Annotated in this window: 15 protein-coding genes; 10 read left to right on the forward strand and 5 right to left on the reverse strand. The window is 74.0% G+C overall.

Going from position 1 to position 16795, the window contains the following annotated elements:
* Positions 1 to 53 precede the first annotated feature (53 nt).
* Positions 54 to 1244 carry an SAV2148 family HEPN domain-containing protein gene (locus AB0O82_RS16415; protein ID WP_350881759.1) on the reverse strand — a complete coding sequence of 397 codons (1191 nt, stop codon included), beginning with the start codon at positions 1242 to 1244 and terminating at the stop codon, positions 54 to 56.
* A 539-nt stretch (positions 1245 to 1783) separates the two neighbouring features.
* Between AB0O82_RS16415 and glgX the strand changes: the two genes are divergently transcribed.
* The 3 genes from glgX (at position 1784) to treZ (ending at position 8380) form a co-directional block, all read left to right on the forward strand.
* Entirely contained in the window at positions 1784 to 4036 is a 2253-nt protein-coding gene (gene glgX, locus AB0O82_RS16420) for a glycogen debranching protein GlgX (RefSeq protein ID WP_363584145.1), read from the forward strand.
* A gap of 70 nt (positions 4037 to 4106) precedes the next feature.
* Positions 4107 to 6632, forward strand: a complete 2526-nt coding sequence (gene treY / locus AB0O82_RS16425; protein ID WP_363584147.1) for a malto-oligosyltrehalose synthase — start codon at positions 4107 to 4109, stop codon at positions 6630 to 6632.
* Positions 6633 to 6634: 2 nt separating this feature from the next.
* Positions 6635 to 8380 (forward strand): malto-oligosyltrehalose trehalohydrolase, encoded by a 1746-nt coding sequence (treZ, locus tag AB0O82_RS16430; RefSeq protein WP_363584149.1) that lies wholly within the window; start codon positions 6635 to 6637, stop codon positions 8378 to 8380.
* Between the two features lie 41 nt (positions 8381 to 8421).
* Here treZ and AB0O82_RS16435 read toward each other — a convergent pair whose 3' ends face one another.
* The gene (locus AB0O82_RS16435; protein ID WP_363584151.1) at positions 8422 to 9315 is read right to left on the reverse strand and encodes a transketolase C-terminal domain-containing protein; all 894 of its coding nucleotides are present in this window, start codon (positions 9313 to 9315) and stop codon (positions 8422 to 8424) included.
* Positions 9316 to 9404: 89 nt separating this feature from the next.
* Complete coding sequence (locus tag AB0O82_RS16440) at positions 9405 to 10118, reverse strand: transketolase (protein ID WP_363584153.1); 714 nt, start codon at positions 10116 to 10118, stop codon at positions 9405 to 9407.
* Between the two features lie 57 nt (positions 10119 to 10175).
* Between AB0O82_RS16440 and soxR the strand changes: the two genes are divergently transcribed.
* Together soxR and AB0O82_RS16450 are read left to right on the forward strand one after the other, a co-directional pair.
* Entirely contained in the window at positions 10176 to 10715 is a 540-nt protein-coding gene (gene soxR / locus AB0O82_RS16445) for a redox-sensitive transcriptional activator SoxR (RefSeq protein WP_363584154.1), read from the forward strand.
* Positions 10716 to 10838: 123 nt separating this feature from the next.
* Complete coding sequence (locus tag AB0O82_RS16450) at positions 10839 to 11762, forward strand: aminoglycoside phosphotransferase family protein (RefSeq protein WP_363584156.1); 924 nt, start codon at positions 10839 to 10841, stop codon at positions 11760 to 11762.
* Between the two features lie 13 nt (positions 11763 to 11775).
* Here the strand turns inward: AB0O82_RS16450 and AB0O82_RS16455 are convergent, their stop codons facing one another.
* Both AB0O82_RS16455 and AB0O82_RS16460 read right to left on the reverse strand, forming a co-directional pair.
* Positions 11776 to 12282: a GNAT family protein gene (locus tag AB0O82_RS16455; protein WP_363584158.1), complete on the reverse strand. Its 507-nt coding sequence runs from the start codon at positions 12280 to 12282 to the stop codon at positions 11776 to 11778.
* A 66-nt stretch (positions 12283 to 12348) separates the two neighbouring features.
* The gene (locus tag AB0O82_RS16460; RefSeq protein ID WP_363584160.1) at positions 12349 to 12987 is read right to left on the reverse strand and encodes an SUMF1/EgtB/PvdO family nonheme iron enzyme; all 639 of its coding nucleotides are present in this window, start codon (positions 12985 to 12987) and stop codon (positions 12349 to 12351) included.
* Positions 12988 to 13063: 76 nt separating this feature from the next.
* On the opposite strand from AB0O82_RS16460, the gene AB0O82_RS16465 reads away from it, so the two are divergent.
* The 5 genes from AB0O82_RS16465 to AB0O82_RS16485 all read left to right on the forward strand — a co-directional run bounded on the left by AB0O82_RS16465 (position 13064) and on the right by AB0O82_RS16485 (position 16758).
* The gene (locus tag AB0O82_RS16465) at positions 13064 to 13708 is read left to right on the forward strand and encodes a CatB-related O-acetyltransferase (RefSeq protein ID WP_363584161.1); all 645 of its coding nucleotides are present in this window, start codon (positions 13064 to 13066) and stop codon (positions 13706 to 13708) included.
* 98 nt (positions 13709 to 13806) lie between these two features.
* Positions 13807 to 14238 carry an SRPBCC family protein gene (locus AB0O82_RS16470; protein WP_363584163.1) on the forward strand — a complete coding sequence of 144 codons (432 nt, stop codon included), beginning with the start codon at positions 13807 to 13809 and terminating at the stop codon, positions 14236 to 14238.
* 79 nt (positions 14239 to 14317) lie between these two features.
* Positions 14318 to 14665 (forward strand): Scr1 family TA system antitoxin-like transcriptional regulator, encoded by a 348-nt coding sequence (locus AB0O82_RS16475; RefSeq protein WP_363584165.1) that lies wholly within the window; start codon positions 14318 to 14320, stop codon positions 14663 to 14665.
* Between the two features lie 249 nt (positions 14666 to 14914).
* A complete protein-coding gene (locus AB0O82_RS16480; protein WP_363584167.1) occupies positions 14915 to 16174 on the forward strand; it encodes an alpha/beta hydrolase-fold protein in 1260 nt (419 codons plus the stop codon).
* Between the two features lie 461 nt (positions 16175 to 16635).
* Complete coding sequence (locus AB0O82_RS16485; RefSeq protein WP_363584169.1) at positions 16636 to 16758, forward strand: hypothetical protein; 123 nt, start codon at positions 16636 to 16638, stop codon at positions 16756 to 16758.
* The last annotated feature ends 37 nt before the right edge of the window (positions 16759 to 16795 follow it).

Consider the following 16795-nt stretch of genomic DNA (forward strand, 5'->3'; position numbering starts at 1 on the left):
CACCCGGGGGTGGAGAGAGGAATCCGATGGTCCGTCAGAGGTGGGGGGAGGGTTCAGGACACCGGCCGGGAGTCGCCCCAGGCGCCCTCGAACTCCTCGCGGTAGACCTCCAGCAGGCCCTGTTCGCTGCCGCCGGGCTGCTGGCCGGCGCCGCCGCGCAGCACCAGGGCCGGGGACTCCATGCCCCGGGCGCGGCGCAGGTAGGGCTGGATGACGCCGAGGTCGCGGCTCTGGCGGCGGCCGCCGACCTGGCCGGTCGGGCGGGGGCCCTCGACGAGGTAGGCGGTGAAGCGCGGGGTCTCGTCGAAGACCCGGATCTCGAAGCCGCCCTGGTCGCGCAGCCGGGCCCGCACCCGGCGCACGTGCATGATGTTCATCTCGATGGAGCGCGACAACTCGCCGCGCCCGAGGCCGAGTTCGCGTTCACGGCGGCGGACGGCGCTGCTCGCCGGGTTGAGGAAGAGCAGACGGACCCGGCAGCCGTCGCCGGCCAGGCGCACCAGCCGCTTGCCGGTGTAGTTCTGGCAGAGCATGCCGAGGCCGATGCCGAGCGCGTCCAGGCGCCGGGCGCCGTCCAGCAGGTCCTCGACGGGCAGGTCGCGCTGGAGACGGACGCGGTCGGCGTGCACGGCGACGACGTCCGCGTACCGGCCGGCCACCAGCGACTCGACGACGTCGGCGGGCACGCCGCCGGCGCCGCCGTCGAGGACGGCGAGCAGGCGGGCGGCGGCGCGTTCGGTCTGGGCGAGGACGGTCTGGGTGAGCACCCGGTTGCGGGAGACCACGTGCCGGGCCACTTCCAGTTCGTCCAGGGCGAGTTCGATCTCGCGCCGGTCGGACAGGTAGGGCTCGAAGCAGGGCCAGTGCTGGACCATCAGCTCGCGCAGTTGGGGCAGGGTGAGGAAGACCAGCGGGTCGTCGTCCGCCGGGTCGAGCAGGTAGCCCTTGCGGCGGCTGACCTCGCGGACGGCGCCGGCCCGGTGCGCCCACTCCTCGCCGGCGGGGCCGGCGGCGGCGGTGACCCAGTCCTCGCCGTGGGCGGGGGCGTAGATGGGGTGCAGCACCTCGTCGACGAGGGAGCGCAGCCGCTGCTCGACGAGGTTGAGCCAGACGTAGGCGCGGCCGGACAGGCGGACCCGCTGGTAGGCGTCCTCCCATTCGGCGGCGGACCAGGCGAGGGCGGGGACCTCGACCGGGCCGCCCTGGGCGGGCACCAGGGGACGGCCGGACAGGGTGGGGCGCATGACGACCGTGGGCGCCTCGCTGCGGGCGCCGCCCCGGTCGGGGCCGTCGGGCCCCGGGCCGCGGCCGCCGGCGGGGAACACCATGCGCCACCTCACCTGGTTTGCTGCTCTACGCTCCGCCCCTGCGCGACTGATGGAACGCCACCGGCCCGGGGACGGCCGGACGATCAAGGGTACTGCCCGCCGCGAGCGGTGTGCAGCCGGATGGCCCACGGGGCCCGGCACCACCACCAGGCCCACCCTTCACAGACCCACGCCCGTCGCAGGCCCCGCTCATCGCAGGCCCGCTCGCCACAAGCCCGCCCGCCACCGGCCCGCACTTATCACAGGAATGCCGACTGGACACCCGTTCGGGCGAACCGGCAGCACATGTCCCGGCCGCCGGGGGAAGGCTCGGGGAGTATGCGCACTGTGCCGTGCGTCACGGCGCGCGAGCGCCGCACATGCCCGGCCGCCCGGCCGGGAAGAGAGCGTCCGGGTCCGGGCACGTTATCGGACTACACGTCAGTTTCCGTTGAATGCAAGGAAGTTGAGGACTCATGCAGGTCTGGCCCGGTAAGCCCTACCCCCTCGGCGCCACCTACGACGGGGTCGGCACCAACTTCGCGGTGTTCTCCGAGAGTGCCGACCGGATCGAGCTGTGCCTGATCGACGAGGACGGCTCGGAGACGGCCGTCGAACTGCGCGAGACGGACGCCTTCGTCCGGCACGCCTACCTCCCCGGCGTCCAGCCCGGCCAGCGCTACGGCTTCCGCGTCCACGGCCCGTACAACCCCGGCCTCGGCCAGCGCCACAACAGCGCCAAACTGCTGCTGGACCCGTACGCCAAGGCGATGAGCGGGCACATCGACTGGGACGAGGCCGTCTACGGCTACCACTTCGGCGCGCCCGAGCGCCGCAACGACCTCGACTCCGCCCCGCACACCATGCACTCGGTCGTGATCAACCCGTACTTCGACTGGGGCACCGACCACCCGCCGCGCACCGACTACCACCGCACCGTCATCTACGAGGCGCACGTCAAGGGCCTCACCCGGCTGCACCCCGGCATCCCCGAGGAGATCCGCGGCACCTACGCGGGCCTGGCCCACCCGGCGGTGATCGAGCACCTGGCCAAGCTCGGCGTCACCGCGATCGAGCTGATGCCGGTGCACCAGTTCGTCCGCGACCACCGGCTGCGCGACCTGGGCCTGACCAACTACTGGGGCTACAACACCATCGGCTTCTTCGCCCCGCACTCCTCCTACGCCTCCAGCGGCGACCGGGGCCAGCAGGTGCAGGAGTTCAAGTCGATGGTCAAGGCCCTGCACGCGGCCGGGATCGAGGTGATCCTGGACGTCGTCTACAACCACACCGCCGAGGGCAACCACCTCGGGCCGACGCTCTCCCTGCGCGGGCTGGACAACGTCTCCTACTACCGCCTCGCCCAGGACCAGCGGTTCTACGAGGACACCACCGGCACCGGCAACAGCCTGCTGATGCGCAGCCCGCACGTGCTCCAGCTGATCATGGACTCACTGCGCTACTGGGTCACCGAGATGCACGTCGACGGCTTCCGCTTCGACCTCGCCGCCACCCTGGCCCGGCAGTTCCACGAGGTCGACCGGCTCTCCTCCTTCTTCGACCTCGTCCAGCAGGACCCGGTGGTCTCCCAGGCCAAGCTGATCGCCGAACCCTGGGACCTCGGCGAGGGCGGCTACCAGGTCGGCAACTTCCCGCCGCTGTGGACCGAGTGGAACGGCATGTACCGGGACACCGTGCGCGACCTGTGGCGCGGCGAGACCGCCGCCCTCGCCGAGTTCGGCTCCCGGCTCACCGGCTCCTCCGACCTCTACCAGGACGACGGCCGCCGCCCCATCGCCTCCATCAACTTCGTGACCTGCCACGACGGTTTCACCCTGCGCGACCTCGTCTCCTACAACGACAAGCACAACGAGGCCAACGGCGAGGACAACCGCGACGGCGAGTCCTTCAACCGCTCCTGGAACTGCGGCGTCGAGGGCCCCGGCACCGACCCGGCCGTCGAGGAGCTCAGAGCCCGCCAGCAGCGCAACTTCATCGCCACCCTGATGCTCTCCCAGGGCGTGCCGATGCTCTCCCACGGCGACGAACTCGGCCGCACCCAGCAGGGCAACAACAACGCCTACTGCCAGGACAACGAACTCACCTGGCTGCACTGGCCGGACGGCGACGGGCCCGAGGCGCGGCTGCTGGAGTTCACCCAGGGGATGATCTGGCTGCGCCGCGACCACCCGGTGTTCCGGCGGCGGCGCTTCTTCCACGGGCGGCCGGTCCCCGGTCGCCCCGGGCCGGGGACGCTCGCCGCCGGCGGCCACCTCTCCGGCGGTCACCCCTCGGGCGGCCACCTCTCCGGCGGTCACCCCTCGGGCGGTCACCCCTCGGGCGGTCACCCCTCCGGCGGCCATGACTCGGGCGGCCACGACGACCTCACCGACATCGCCTGGTTCACCCCCGGCGGGGAGGAGATGACCAAGCGCAACTGGGGCGCCAGCTACGCCAAGTCGCTGACCGTCTTCCTCAACGGTTACGCCATCTCCGAGCCGGACCGGCGCGGCGGGCGGATCGTCGACGACTCCTTCCTGCTGATGTTCAACGCGCACTTCGAGCCGCTGGAGTTCACCCTGCCCGCCGACCACGGGCAGGAGTGGCAGGTCGTGGTCGACACCGCACAGGCCCGGCTGCCCGCCCCGGGCACGGGCGCGCGGGTCAAGGCCGGGGACGCGCTGTGGCTCACCGACCGCTCGCTGATGGTGCTCCAGCGGCCGGCCTGACACCCCGCGCTCACCTGTTCGGACCAGCAGCGGGTCTTGGCGGCGGGCTCCCCCGGGTACTCATGGACCTATGACCTCCGCCGCCGAGCCCGCACCGCCCCGCCCGGCCGCCACCTCCCCCTCATCCGCCACCGCTACCGCCCCCACGGCCAGCTACCGCCTCCAGCTGCAACCCGGCTTCACCCTCCACGACGCCGCCGCCGCCGTCCCCTACCTCGCCGCCCTCGGCGTCTCCCACCTGCACCTGTCCCCGCTGCTGGAGGCCGCCCCCGGTTCCACCCACGGCTACGACACCGTCGACCACGGCCGGGTCAGCGAGCAGCTCGGCGGCGAGGGCGCCCTGCGCGCGCTGGCCGACGCCGCCCACCGGCACGGCCTGCGGCTGCTCGTCGACGTGGTGCCCAACCACATGGCGGTGCCCGTCCCCGAGCGGCTCAACCAGCCGCTGTGGCAGGTGCTGCGCGACGGCCCCGACTCGCCGTACGCGCGCTGGTTCGACATCGACTGGGCGGCCCAGCCCGGCCCCGCCGACGCCCCCGCGCGCGGCCGGGTGCTGCTGCCGCTGCTCGGCGACCGGCTCGGCGCCGTGCTGGACCAGCTGGCGGTGGACGGCGAGGTGCTGCGCTACCACGACCACGAGCTGCCGCTGCGGCCCGGCACCTCGGGGCTGCCGCTGGACGAGCTGCTCGCCCGCCAGTGGTACCGGCTCGCCTGGTGGCGGCTGGCCCGCACCGAACTGAACTACCGGCGCTTCTTCACCGTCAACGAGCTGATCGCCGTCCGGGTCGAGGAGCCCGAGGTGTTCGCCGCCACCCACGCCACCCTGCTGCGGCTGCACGCCGACGGCGTCGTCGACGGCTTCCGGATCGACCACCCCGACGGGCTCGCCGACCCGCGCGGCTACCTGCGCCGCCTCGCCGGCGCCACCGGCGGGGCGTACACCGTCGTCGAGAAGATCCTCACCGGCGACGAGCGGCTGCCCGCGGACTGGCCGGTCGCCGGGACCACCGGCTACGACGCGCTGCGCCGCATCGACGGCGTGCTCACCGACCACGCGGGCGCCTGCCGGCTGGCCGGGGCGTACGCGGCGTTCCTGACCGGCTCCGCGCCGGGCGGCGAGCCCTGCGCCGACCCCCACCCGGCGGTCGCCGCCGCCCGGCGCGGGCGGGCCGACATGACCGCGCCGCACGGCGAGCTGGCCGCCGAGGTCGACCGGCTGGTGCGGATCGCGCTGCGGATCGGCGCCGCCGAGCCCGCGCACGCCGACCACGCGCCCTGGCGGCTGCGCGCGGCGCTGCGGCGGCTGTTCACCGGCTACCCGGCGTACCGGCCGTACGCCCGGCCCGGGGAGCCGGTGCCGCCGGCCTCGGCCGAGCAGGTGCGCGCGGCGCTGGGCGGCTCGGCCGACCCGACGGACCGGCTGGTCGCCGCCCTGGCCCTCGGGGAGCTGGGGAGCGGGCCGCACAAGGACGAGTTCTGCGAGCGCTTCGCGCAGACCGCCGCCGCCGTCGCCGCCAAGGGCGTCGAGGACACCGCCTTCTACCGGTGGAACGCGCTGCCCGGCCTCAACGAGGTCGGCGGCGAGCCCGGCCGGCCGGGGCTGTCGTCGGCCCGGTTCCATGACTGGTGCCGCTACCTGGAGCGCGCCTGGCCGCACAGCATGACCGTGCTGTCCACCCACGACACCAAGCGCAGCGCCGACGCCCGCGCCCGGCTCGCCGTGCTCGCCGAGCGGCCCGAGGCCTGGGCCGCCGAGGCCGCCGCCTGGTCCACCGCCGCCGGGCCCGGCCCAGGCTCCGGCCCCGACGGCGAAGGCGACCACGACCACGACCACGACCACGACCACGACCACGGTGCCCGCGACGGCGACTGGCTGCTCTGGCACACCCTCGTCGCCGCCTGGCCGATCGACCCCGACCGACTCGTCGCCGCCCTCCTCAAGGCCGCCCGCGAGGCCAAGCTGCACACCTCCTGGACCACCCCCGACACCCGCTTCGAGCAGGCGCTCACCGCGCGCGCCCGCGCCGTCCACACCAACCCCGGGCTGCTGCCCCGGATCGAGGGCCTGGTGCACGCCCTCGCCCCCTACGCCCGCGCCAACACCCTCGCCGCCGCGCTGCTGCACCTCACCGTCCCGGGCGTGCCCGACCTCTACCAGGGCAGCGAGGAACCGCTGTACACGCTCGTCGACCCGGACAACCGGGGCGTGGTGGACCTCGGCGCGCTCGCCGTCCGGCTCACCGACGCTGCCGCCCCGCGCCCCGGCGACCTCGCCCGCGAGAAGCTGCACCTCACCAGGGCGGCGCTGCACCTGCGGCGCGAGCGCCCGCTCGGGCCCTACCGGCCGCTGAGCGCCGCCGGCCCCGCCGCCGACCACCTGCTGGCCTTCGCCCGCGGCGCCGACGTGGTCACCGCCGTCACCCGGCTCCCGTACGGGCTGGAACGCGCCGGCGGCTGGCGCGGCACCGTCCTGGAGCTGCCCGAGGGCGGGCCCTGGACGGACCTGCTGACGCTGCGGACCCACCCGGCGGGCCCGGTGCCCGTCACGCGGCTGCTGGCGGACCGGCCGGTGGCCCTGCTGACGAGGAGGAGCTGAGCGTGCGGACCTACGAGGTGTGGGCGCCCCTGGCCACCGACCGGGTCGAGGTCGAGGTCGACGGCGCCGCCCATCCGCTGGCCCGGTGCCCGGAGCGCCCGGGCTGGTGGACCGGCGGCGCTCCGGCCGGCGACTACGCCTTCCGCCTCGACGGCGGGCCGCCGCTGCCCGACCCGCGCTCCCCCTGGCAGCCGCACGGCCCCGACGGCCCCAGCCGCCCGGTCGACCACGCCGCGTTCCGCTGGTCGCAGACCGGCTGGCGCGGCCGCGCGTTGCCCGGCGCCGTGCTGTACGAGCTGCACATCGGCACCTTCACCCCCCGCGGCACCTTCGACTCCGCCGCCGAACACCTCGACCACCTCGTCGAGTTGGGCGTCGACTTCGTCGAACTGATGCCGGTCTGCCCGTTCCCCGGCCGACACGGCTGGGGCTACGACGGGGTCTCGCCGTGGGCCGTGCACGAGCCGTACGGCGGGCCCGAGGGGCTGAAGCGCTTCGTCGACGCCGCCCACCGCAAGGGCCTCGGCGTGGTGCTGGACGTCGTCCACAACCACCTCGGCCCCTCCGGCAACTACCTTCCCGCGTACGGCCCGTACTTCACCGACCGGCACCACACGCCGTGGGGGGCGGCGGTCAACCTGGACGCCCCCGGCTCCGACGAGGTGCGCCGCTACCTGACCGGCAGCGCGCTCGGCTGGCTGCGCGACTACCGGATCGACGGCCTGCGGCTGGACGCCGTGCACGCCCTCGCGGACGACCGGGCCGTCCACTTCCTGGAGGAACTGTCCCACGAGGTCGAGAAGTTGGCCGTCGCGACCAACCGCCCGCTGTTCCTGATCGCCGAATCCGACCTCAACACCCCGCACACCACCGCCCCGCGCGCGGCCGGCGGCCAGGGCCTCACCGCGCAGTGGAGCGACGACTTCCACCACGCCCTGCACTGCGCGCTCACCGGCGAATCCCAGGGCTACTACGGCGACTTCGCCCGCCACCCGCTCGCCGCCCTCAGCAAGACGCTCACCCGTGGCTTCTTCCACGACGGCACCTGGTCCGGCTTCCGCGGCCGCGGCCACGGCCGCCCCTTCCCGCCGGACGGCGGACACCGGCTGCTCGGCTACCTCCAGACCCACGACCAGATCGGCAACCGGGCCCTCGGGGACCGCATCTCCACCTGCCTCACCGCCGGCCGGCTCGCCTGCGGCGCCGCGCTGGTGCTCACCTCGCCGTTCACCCCGATGCTGTTCATGGGCGAGGAGTGGGGCGCGGCCACCCCCTGGCAGTACTTCACCGACCACACCGACCCGCAGCTCGCCGAGGCCGTCCGGCAGGGCCGGCGCCGGGAGTTCACCGACCACGGCTGGGCCGCCGAGTCCGTCCCCGACCCGCAGGAGCCCGCCACCGTCCTGCGCTCCGTCCTCGACTGGACCGAGCCCCGGCGCGCCCCGCACGCCGAACTCCTCACCTGGCACCGGACGTTGATCCGGCTGCGCCGCGACCGGCCGGAGCTGTCCGACCCCGACCTCGGCGCGGTGCGGGTGGCGTACGACGAGGCGGCGCGCTGGCTGGTCGTGCACCGGGGGCCGTACCGGATCGCCGTGAACCTCGGCCCCACCGAGGCCGCCCTGCCACTGGACGGGACCGGGCGCGAACTGGTAGCGGCCTTCGGGGCGGCGGCGCTGGACGGGACGGCGGTACGGCTGGGGGCGGACGCGGTGGCGGTGGTCGCGGTGGCGACCGTCGCGCGCTGACCCACCCCGCGCGTCACCACAGGAACGTCACCACAGGAACGTCACCAGAGGAAGGTGCCGATCCGCTCCCGCAGCGAGGCCGCGTCCAAGCCGTAGGCGGTCAGGTGCTCCGGGATCGAGCCGTAGTGCCGGTGCTCCTCGCGCGGCACGCCCAGGCCCAGCACCCGGTGCGGGCGGTCGGCCAGCGCGGCGTGCGCCTCGTTCGCCGAGGTGCCCGCCAGGTACGGCTCCACCAGCACCACGTCCGCCCGCTCCCCCACCGCCGCCCGCAGCCCGGCCGCGTCGAAGGGGCGCACCGTCGCCGCGTACAGCACGGTGGCGTCCAGGCCCTCGGTGGCCGCGAGCACCGCGTCCAGCATCGGCCCGACCGCGATGACCACCCCGCGCGAGCCCTGCCGCACGGTGGTGAACCGGCCCGCCTCGACCGGCAGGGCCTGCGCGTTCCGGTGCTCCGAGAGGCGGACGTAGACGTTGCGGTCGCCGTCCGCGACGGCGTGGCGCAGCAGCCTCTCGGCCTCGTCCGGGTGGCCCGGCACGTGGACCGTCCAGTCCGGCAGGGTGTCCAGCAGGGCGACGTCGCCCGGGGACATGTGGGTGCGGCCCCCGGCCGGCCAGTCGTAGGAGCCGGCCGCGCTCACCAGGACGGCGCCGACGCCCTGGTGGACGAGGTCCAACTTGACCTGCTCGAAGGGACGTTCGACGAGGAAGCTGGCGAAGGTGTGGGCGATCGGGCGCATCCCGGTCAGCGCCAGGCCGCCGGCCGCGCCGATCAGCAGTTGCTCGCGGATGCCGACGTTGACCACCCGGTCCGGGTGGCGCTGCTGGGCCGGGGCGAAGGCGGCCGCACTGATGTCGGCGAGCACCACGGCCAGCCGGGGGTCCTCGTCCAGCAGGCGGCTGGTGACGTCGATGAAGCGGTCGCGCATGGTGTCCATCGGTGAAGTGCCTTTCGGTTCATGCTGGTTGGCGCTTGCGTGCTGGTTGGCGCTTGCGTGGGGGTTCTCTGGCTCAGCAGTCCTCGGTCTCAGGAGTCCTTGGGCTCGACCCGGGCGACCACCACGTGCGGGCGGCCCGGGTGCTCGGCGGTGTAGGCGCGGTACAGCGCCTCGTGGTCGCGGCCGTCCACCGTCACGGCGGACCAGCCCTCGGCCGCGAACCGGGCCGCGATCCCGCCGTGCCAGCCGTGCGTGGCCGAGGAGTTGTCGATCACCACCACGTGCAGCCGCTCCAGCCCGTACGCACCGGCGAAGGCCACCGCCTCGTGGTTGGAGCCCTCGTCGAACTCGGCGTCGCCGACCAGCACCCACACCGCCGGGTCGGTCAGGCCCTGCGCCCGCAGCCCGAGCGCCGTGCCGACGCCCAGCGGCAGGCCGTGCCCGAGCGAGCCGGAGGCGATCTCCACCCCGGGGACGAGCATCCGGTCCGGGTGGTGGCCGAGCGGAGAGTCGTAGCCGCCGAAGCTCGGCAGCACCCCGGGGTCGATGAAGCCCTTGGCCGCGAGCACCGCGTAGTACGCCATCGGGCCGTGGCCCTTGGAGAGCAGGAAGCGGTCCCGGTCCTGCGCCTCGACCCGCTCCGGACTCACCCGCAGGACCCGGTCGTACAGCACCCAGAGCGCGTCCAGGGTGGAGGTGGCGGCCGGGCCGTGCTTCTCGTCGCCGGTCATCAGGCCCATCAGCGCCGACAGGTCCTCGAAACGGGCGGTTTCCGCGAGGTCCGCGGTTGCGTTCGTCGTCATGACCACGATGGTGCAACTTAAAGTCGACTTGAGGTCAAGCGGCTAGAGTGGGTGCCCATGACCGCGACCCCGGACCACGGCCGAGCACCCGGCCCGCACCGCGACGACCTGCTCACCATCGGCCAGCTCGGCCGCCGCAGCGGCCTCGCCGCCTCCGCCCTGCGCTACTACGAGAGCCTCGGCCTCATCCACGCCACCCGCACCGCCGGCGGCCAGCGCCGCTACCCCCGCGGCACGCTGCGCCGGATCGCCTTCGTCCGCGCCGCCCAGCGCGTCGGCCTCTCCCTCGACGAGGCCCGCGTCGCCCTCGACCGGCTCCCCGAGCGCCCCGCCCCCAGCGGCGCCGAGTGGGACCGGGTCGCCGAATCCTGGCAGAGCCGCATCGACGAGCAGATCGCCGAACTCCAGCGCCTCAAGGCCAAGCTGACCGGCTGCATCGGCTGCGGCTGCCTCTCCCTCTCCCGCTGCTCCCTCTACAACGCCGCCGACCGCGCCGCCGACACCGGCCCCGGCGCCCGCTACCTCCTCACCCGCGACCCGGCCGGCGGCCCGGAACCCCTCTCCCCCACCGCCACCGACGTCTGCGGGCCCCAGTGAACCGCTCCGGCGCGGGGCGCGGGCCGCTTCCCGCTCCCGGCCCACCCCGGGCGCCGGGGCCGGCCGGCCCCGACCGCTGAAAAGCCTTTGCCGCGGCGACGCCGGTCCGCCTACCGTGCGCCCATGCTGCCGGTGGTGGAGACGGAAGAACAGTGGGACGCGATCGTGCGCGACGAGACGGTGATGCGCCCCGGAGCCGAGGCGCTCTGCGCCGAACTCGGCCTCGCCGGGCTGCCGTTGGCGCGCTTCGCGGAAGGGTCCGTCCCGGTCTACGCGGTGGGCGACGCGCACGTCCTCAAGCTGTTCCCCGCCGCCAGCGCCGAGGACGGCGTCACCGAGGAGCGCGTCCTCACCCGCCTCCAGGGCGCCCTGCCGATCCCCACCCCCGACGTACGGGCCGCCGGCGCCCACGTCAACGGCTGGCGCTACGTGCTGATGTCACGACTGTCCGGCGAGGGCCTGGCCCCCGCCTGGCCGCGGATCCCGCAGGCCGACCGGGAGCGGATCGCCCACGACTGCGGCCGGGCGCTGGCCGCCCTGCACGCCCTCGACCCCGGACCGCTCGCCGACACCCTCGGCCCCGGCGACTGGGGCGCCTTCCTGGACCGGCAGCGGGCCGGGGCGGTGGCCCGCCAGCGCGAACGCGGCCTGCCCGAAGCCTGGTTGGAGCAGATCCCGGACTTCCTGGCCGCCGCGCCGCTGCCCCGGACGCCGCAACGCGCCCTGCTGCACACCGAGTTCATGCGCGAGCACCTGCTCGTCGACCCGGCCGACGGCTGGCGCCTCACCGGCCTGCTCGACTTCGAACCCGCCATGGTCGGCGACCCGGCCTACGACCTCGTCGCCGTCGGCCTGTTCACCACCCGCGCCGACCGCCGCCTGCTCGGCCGCCTCCTCGCGGGGTACGGGCGCGGCTTCGAGCCGCGCCTGCTGATGGCGTACACGCTGCTCCACGTGTACAGCAACCTGCCGTGGTACCTGAGGGAGTTGAAGCCCTCCGCGCGGACGCTGGACGCCCTCGCGGAGGAGTGGTTCGGGGTCGCCTGACGGGTCTTGCGGATCAGGGCCGGGGGTCGGTGCGCAGCAGGCTGTAGAGGACCATGTCCCGCCATTGGCCGTCCCGGAAGCCCCTGCTGCGCTGGACGCCCTCGCGGACGAAGCCGCACTTCTCCAGCGCGCGCTGCTCGGCGAGGTTGGCGTCCTCGGTGTCCGCCTCCAGCCGCATCACCGGGGTGTGGGCGAACAGGTAGTCCACCAGCAGCCGTTGGGCCTGCGTGCCGATGCCCCGGCCGCGCGCCTCCGGGCGGAGCACGATGCCGACGTTCCAGTACGGCGCCACGTCCACCTGGCCCACCTGCCGCCAGGCGACGAACCCGGCGAACTCGTCCCCGGACAGCACCGCGAGCATCGACTGCTCGGGCGCCAGCAGGCCGTGCTCCGCCCAGCGGCGCCGGAACCGCCCGGGGTCGCGCCACCCGTACCACTGGAACGGGCCCACCGCCTGGGGGTCGTTCAGCAGTACTTCGAGCGGGTCGAGGTCGGCTTGGCCGATCGGTCTGAGGGACACCGGTGCATCGTTCATGCAGACCCCAACGGTCCGTGACCTGGCCCGGGTTCCCCGCGGCGCGCGCCTTCAGGCGGTGATCGACCGGGCGAGCCGGAAGCCGACGTCGTCGATCCGCAGGGTGGGGTGGCTGCGGCGGCGGACGGAGGCGCGGCAGCTCCAGTGCTCGTCGAACCAGCCGCCGCCGCGCAGCACGCGGTAGCCGCCGTACACCTCGGCGTCGTACACGTCCCAGCACCACTCCCACACGTTGCCGAGCAGGTCGTACAGGCCGAAGCCGTTGGGGCGCAGACCGCCCACCTGGTGCGGGCGCGCGCCCGAGGTGCCGCGGTGCCAGGCGATCTCGTCGAGCGGCCCGTAGCGGGGGCCGTCCGTCCCGGCGCGGCAGGCGTGCTCCCATTCGGCCTCGGTGGGCAGCCGGTAGCCGTCGGCGGCGCGGTCCCAGGTGACGGACTCGCCGTCCTGGTGGTACGCGGGGGTGAGGCCGTGGCGCCGGGACAGTTCGTTGCAGTAGTCGACGGCGTCGTACCAGGAGACGCTGTCGGCGGGGAGCCGGTCGCCGGCCCCGGCGCCGTACTGCTCGCGGGTGACCGGACAGGCCGCCAGCTCGTAGGGGGCGAGCTCGACGCTCCAACTCCGTTGCGTGCGACGGTCCGACAGCGTGACGCGGCCGGACGGAACGGTGATCATGCCGGTGCTCGCGTCCATGATCCGCGATCCTAGACGGTGGGATGATCGATGTCCCGCCCACGCTTCACACCTGACGAGCCGGAGTCGTGTCGCCATGAGTTCAGTTCCGCCGGACCCTTCGACTCTCCACCCGGTGACCGGGCGGCCCCGCGTGGTGCTCCTCAAGCCGTTGGTGACGTCCCCGCTGATCGACGTCGGCGACTACTCCTACTACGACGACCCGGACGACGCGACCGCGTTCGAGACCCGCAACGTGCTCTACCACTACGGCCCGGAGCGGCTGGTGATCGGGAAGTTCTGCGCGCTGGGTACGGGGGTCCGGTTCATCATGAACGGGGCGAACCACCGCATGGACGGCCCCTCGACCTTCCCGTTCCCCATCATGGGCGGAAGCTGGGCCGAGCACTTCGACCTGATCACCGGCCTCGTCGGCCGCGGGGACACGGTGGTCGGCAACGACGTCTGGATCGGCTACGGCGCCATGGTGATGCCCGGAGTGCGCATCGGCCACGGCGCGATCATCGCCTCCGGCGCCGTCGTCGTCGACGACGTCCCCGACTACGGGATCGTCGGCGGCAACCCGGCCAAGCTCATCCGCACCCGCTACAGCGAGCCGGACATCGCCCGCCTGCTCGCCCTCGCCTGGTGGGACTGGCCGACCGACCACCTCACCCGACACCTGCGCACCGTCATGTCCGGCACCGTCGACGACCTCGAAGCGGCCGCGCCGGACAGGTGACGCCCCGGCGCCGACCGCCAGGCCCCCTGGCGCCTGCCGCGTGGCGGCCCGAGGATGGTGCCCGTCCGTACGGAGGCACGCGAAAGGCGGCAACGACGATGGCAGGCACGAAGGTCAGCACGGTGGTGGAGGCTCCGGCCGAGCGGGTGTGGGAGCTGCTCGGGGACTTCCACAACCTCGGCGGCTGGCACCCGAACCTGCCAGCCAGCAGCCTCGGCAACGAGCTGACGGGCAACGCGATCGGGTCGGTCCGGGTGTTCGAGATCGACGGCGTGGCACTGCACGAGACGCTGCTCGCCTACGACGAGGAGGCCCGCAGCTACACCTACAGCTTCCCCGAAGGGGCATTCGAGCTGTACGGCTACCGGGCGACGCTGCGGGTCACCCCGGTCACCGCGCTCGACGCCAGCTTCGTCGAGTGGAGCGCCACGTACGACGTCGACGCCGAGCACCGCAAGGACTCCGCCGACCGCCTCCACGGGGTGTTCACGGCCGGCCTGGCGGCACTGCGCGAGCGCTTCGCCGCCTGACGGCGGCAAGCGGCCCTCCCGTACGACGGACCGCACTCCCGTACGGCGGGCCGCCTACCGCCCCATCGCCACGTAGAGCGTGACTGGCGACCAGCCCGGCAGCGACAGGACCCCTGGCGCCCCGGGCGTGATGGCCGGCCAGTTGGACAAGCCGCTGCGGTTCAGCCTGGTCCCCAACATCAGGATTCAGATCATGCCGGCCATGGCACCGCCGCATCCCGGAATGACCGGGCCGTTCGCACTCCTGGAATTTCGGCAACGCGATCTCGACCTGGTCCTGCTCAACGGAATGCTCAGCAGCGACTGGGTTGAGGACCCGGACCAAGTCGATGTCTATCGAGCGGCGTTCGACGAAATCATGGCAACCGCCCTGTCCCTCGACGAGTCGCGCAACCTCATCACACAGAAGAGAGACACGTTCAAGTGACCCACTTCCCTGTCGCCTCCGCACTCCCCGTGCAGCGGAAGAAGGCACGCGCCAGCAGGCGCGCGCTTGTCGGCACCACCACCATGACTCCCCCGGGCAGCAAACCTGAACGCGTTCAAATGTAGCGCCCCCGGCCGCGCGCCCGTCAACCGGGGCCTACGCGGGCCACCGACGGTACCTCCCAGCCGCCTCCCAGCGACCTGTCAGCCTCTCATCGACTTCTCATCCGGCACCCCTAGCCTCCGCCAGATGAACGTCTCCCTGCTCGGCGGCTGGTTCCCCTGGACCGTCCAGGCCGCGGCCCTCGTCCTGTTCCTGGCCGCCCTCGGCTGGCGGGACCGGGCCTGGCGGCTGAAGTGGGGCCCGATCGCCCTCGGGACGGCGCTGCTGCTCACCGCCCTCGCCGCCGTCGGGGTGCTCACGCTCGCCGGGATCACCGATCCGATCCCGTTCGGGGTGTGGCTGTGGGGCGGGGTCGCGGTCGCGGCGGTCAGCGTGCTCGGGTTCGGCTGGCGCGGCGCCCGCTGGTGGCGCCGGGCGCTGGCGCCGCCGGCCGCGCTGCTCGCCCTGTTCTGCGCCGCCAACAGCGTGAACATCGCCACCGGCTACTACCCGACCCTCGACGACGCGATCGGCGAACTGGGCGGGCAGCCGCTGCCGGAGCAGATCACGCTCGCCGAACTCGGCTCCCTGCACGGGAAGACGAGGACCGGCCGCATCGTCCAGGTGGACATCCCGAGCACGGCCAGCGGCTTCACCCACCGCCAGGAGCTCGTCTACCTGCCGCCCGCGTGGTTCCGCAGCCAGAACCGGCCGAAGCTGCCGGCGCTGGAGCTGATCGGCGGCGAGTTCGCCGCGCCCGACAACTGGATCCGCTCCGGCAACGCGGTGAAGACCGCGGACGACTTCGCCGCCAAGCACAACGGCTTCGCGCCGATCCTCGTCTTCGTCGACGCGACCGGCGGCTTCCGGATCGACACCGAGTGCGTCGACGGCCCGCACGGCAACTCCGAGAGCCATCTGCTCAAGGACGTCCCGCCGTTCGTCCAGAAGACCTTCAACGCCGCCACCGACCCGCACAGGTGGGGCGTGGCCGGCTGGTCCATGGGCGGCACCTGCGCCGTCGACCTCACCGTCGAACACCCCGACGTCTTCACCCACTTCGGCGACTTCTCCGGCGACAAGGGCCCCGCCACCGGCGACAAGGACCACACCGTCCAGGAGCTGTACGGCGGCGACGCGACCGCCTGGGCCGCCCACGACCCGCTGACCGTCCTCGCCCACCACCCCAAGTACCAGGGCGTCTCCGGCTACTTCGGGCAGGGCGACGAGGAGCACGGCCAGATCGAGTCCGCCAAGGCCCTCAACGACGCCGCTCGGAAGGACGGCATCCGCACCACCACCGCCGTCGGCTCCGGCAAGCACACCTGGCAGACCGGGGCCGCCACCTTCGCCCAGGCCCTCCCCTGGCTCGCCCAGCAGCTCGGCGTCCCCGGCACCCACGCCTGATCCGCCACCGGTCCGGTCCGGGGCCGGGAGCGTGCCGGGGCGTGCCGAGCCAGGCCCGTCACCCGGAGGGAGGGCGGCGGATCCGGTCGGGGGAAAGCCTTGGCATCGGCCGTCCGCCGCGACCGGCCGCGGGCCCGCACGGGCGGGCGGGCCGGGGCTGCGGCCGACCGGCGAACCCCCGCCCGGCAGGGGGAATCCGCGACCGCGCGCCGTCCCGCCGACCGGTCGGGCGCCGAAGGCCCGCCATACCTTCCGACACGCCCGCACACACCTTCACCACCAACGCCCCCGCAACGGCCGGGTAAGGCGGCCTACCCGCCGGTATCCCGCTTTGCTCCCGGCGGCCCGGTGGCATAAGTTTCGACCGCCGTCGACGCAGCCGAGCCCGACCGCCCCTCGGAACAGAGGAGCGCAGCGGGCCGGCGGCCGGGCGGCAGAACGTACGGGGGAAGGGAACAGCCATGCCGAGTGCCCGCATCCGCGAGGCGACCGGGCAGCGGGAACGGGCGGACGGCGCCGCGCACACGCGGCCCGGCACCACCGCGGGCCCGGCCCCGGCCAGCTCGGCCCGCTCGGGCCGCTGACCCGGCGCCGCGCCCCAGCCACCACCACAGAACCACC

It is taken from the genome of Kitasatospora sp. NPDC088264, assembly GCF_040685715.1.
Taxonomy (GTDB): Bacteria; Actinomycetota; Actinomycetes; order Streptomycetales; family Streptomycetaceae; genus Kitasatospora.

Coding starts and splice junctions, on each gene's coding strand:
- AB0O82_RS16415 (WP_350881759.1), bottom strand. CDS start 1,244: ATGCGCCCCACCCTGTCCGGCCGTCCCCTGGTGCCCGCCCAGGGCGGC.
- glgX (WP_363584145.1), top strand. CDS start 1,784: ATGCAGGTCTGGCCCGGTAAGCCCTACCCCCTCGGCGCCACCTACGAC.
- treY (WP_363584147.1), top strand. CDS start 4,107: ATGACCTCCGCCGCCGAGCCCGCACCGCCCCGCCCGGCCGCCACCTCC.
- AB0O82_RS16435 (WP_363584151.1), bottom strand. CDS start 9,315: ATGGACACCATGCGCGACCGCTTCATCGACGTCACCAGCCGCCTGCTG.
- AB0O82_RS16440 (WP_363584153.1), bottom strand. CDS start 10,118: ATGACGACGAACGCAACCGCGGACCTCGCGGAAACCGCCCGTTTCGAG.
- soxR (WP_363584154.1), top strand. CDS start 10,176: ATGACCGCGACCCCGGACCACGGCCGAGCACCCGGCCCGCACCGCGAC.
- AB0O82_RS16450 (WP_363584156.1), top strand. CDS start 10,839: ATGCTGCCGGTGGTGGAGACGGAAGAACAGTGGGACGCGATCGTGCGC.
- AB0O82_RS16460 (WP_363584160.1), bottom strand. CDS start 12,987: ATGGACGCGAGCACCGGCATGATCACCGTTCCGTCCGGCCGCGTCACG.
- AB0O82_RS16465 (WP_363584161.1), top strand. CDS start 13,064: ATGAGTTCAGTTCCGCCGGACCCTTCGACTCTCCACCCGGTGACCGGG.
- AB0O82_RS16470 (WP_363584163.1), top strand. CDS start 13,807: ATGGCAGGCACGAAGGTCAGCACGGTGGTGGAGGCTCCGGCCGAGCGG.
- AB0O82_RS16480 (WP_363584167.1), top strand. CDS start 14,915: ATGAACGTCTCCCTGCTCGGCGGCTGGTTCCCCTGGACCGTCCAGGCC.
- AB0O82_RS16485 (WP_363584169.1), top strand. CDS start 16,636: ATGCCGAGTGCCCGCATCCGCGAGGCGACCGGGCAGCGGGAACGGGCG.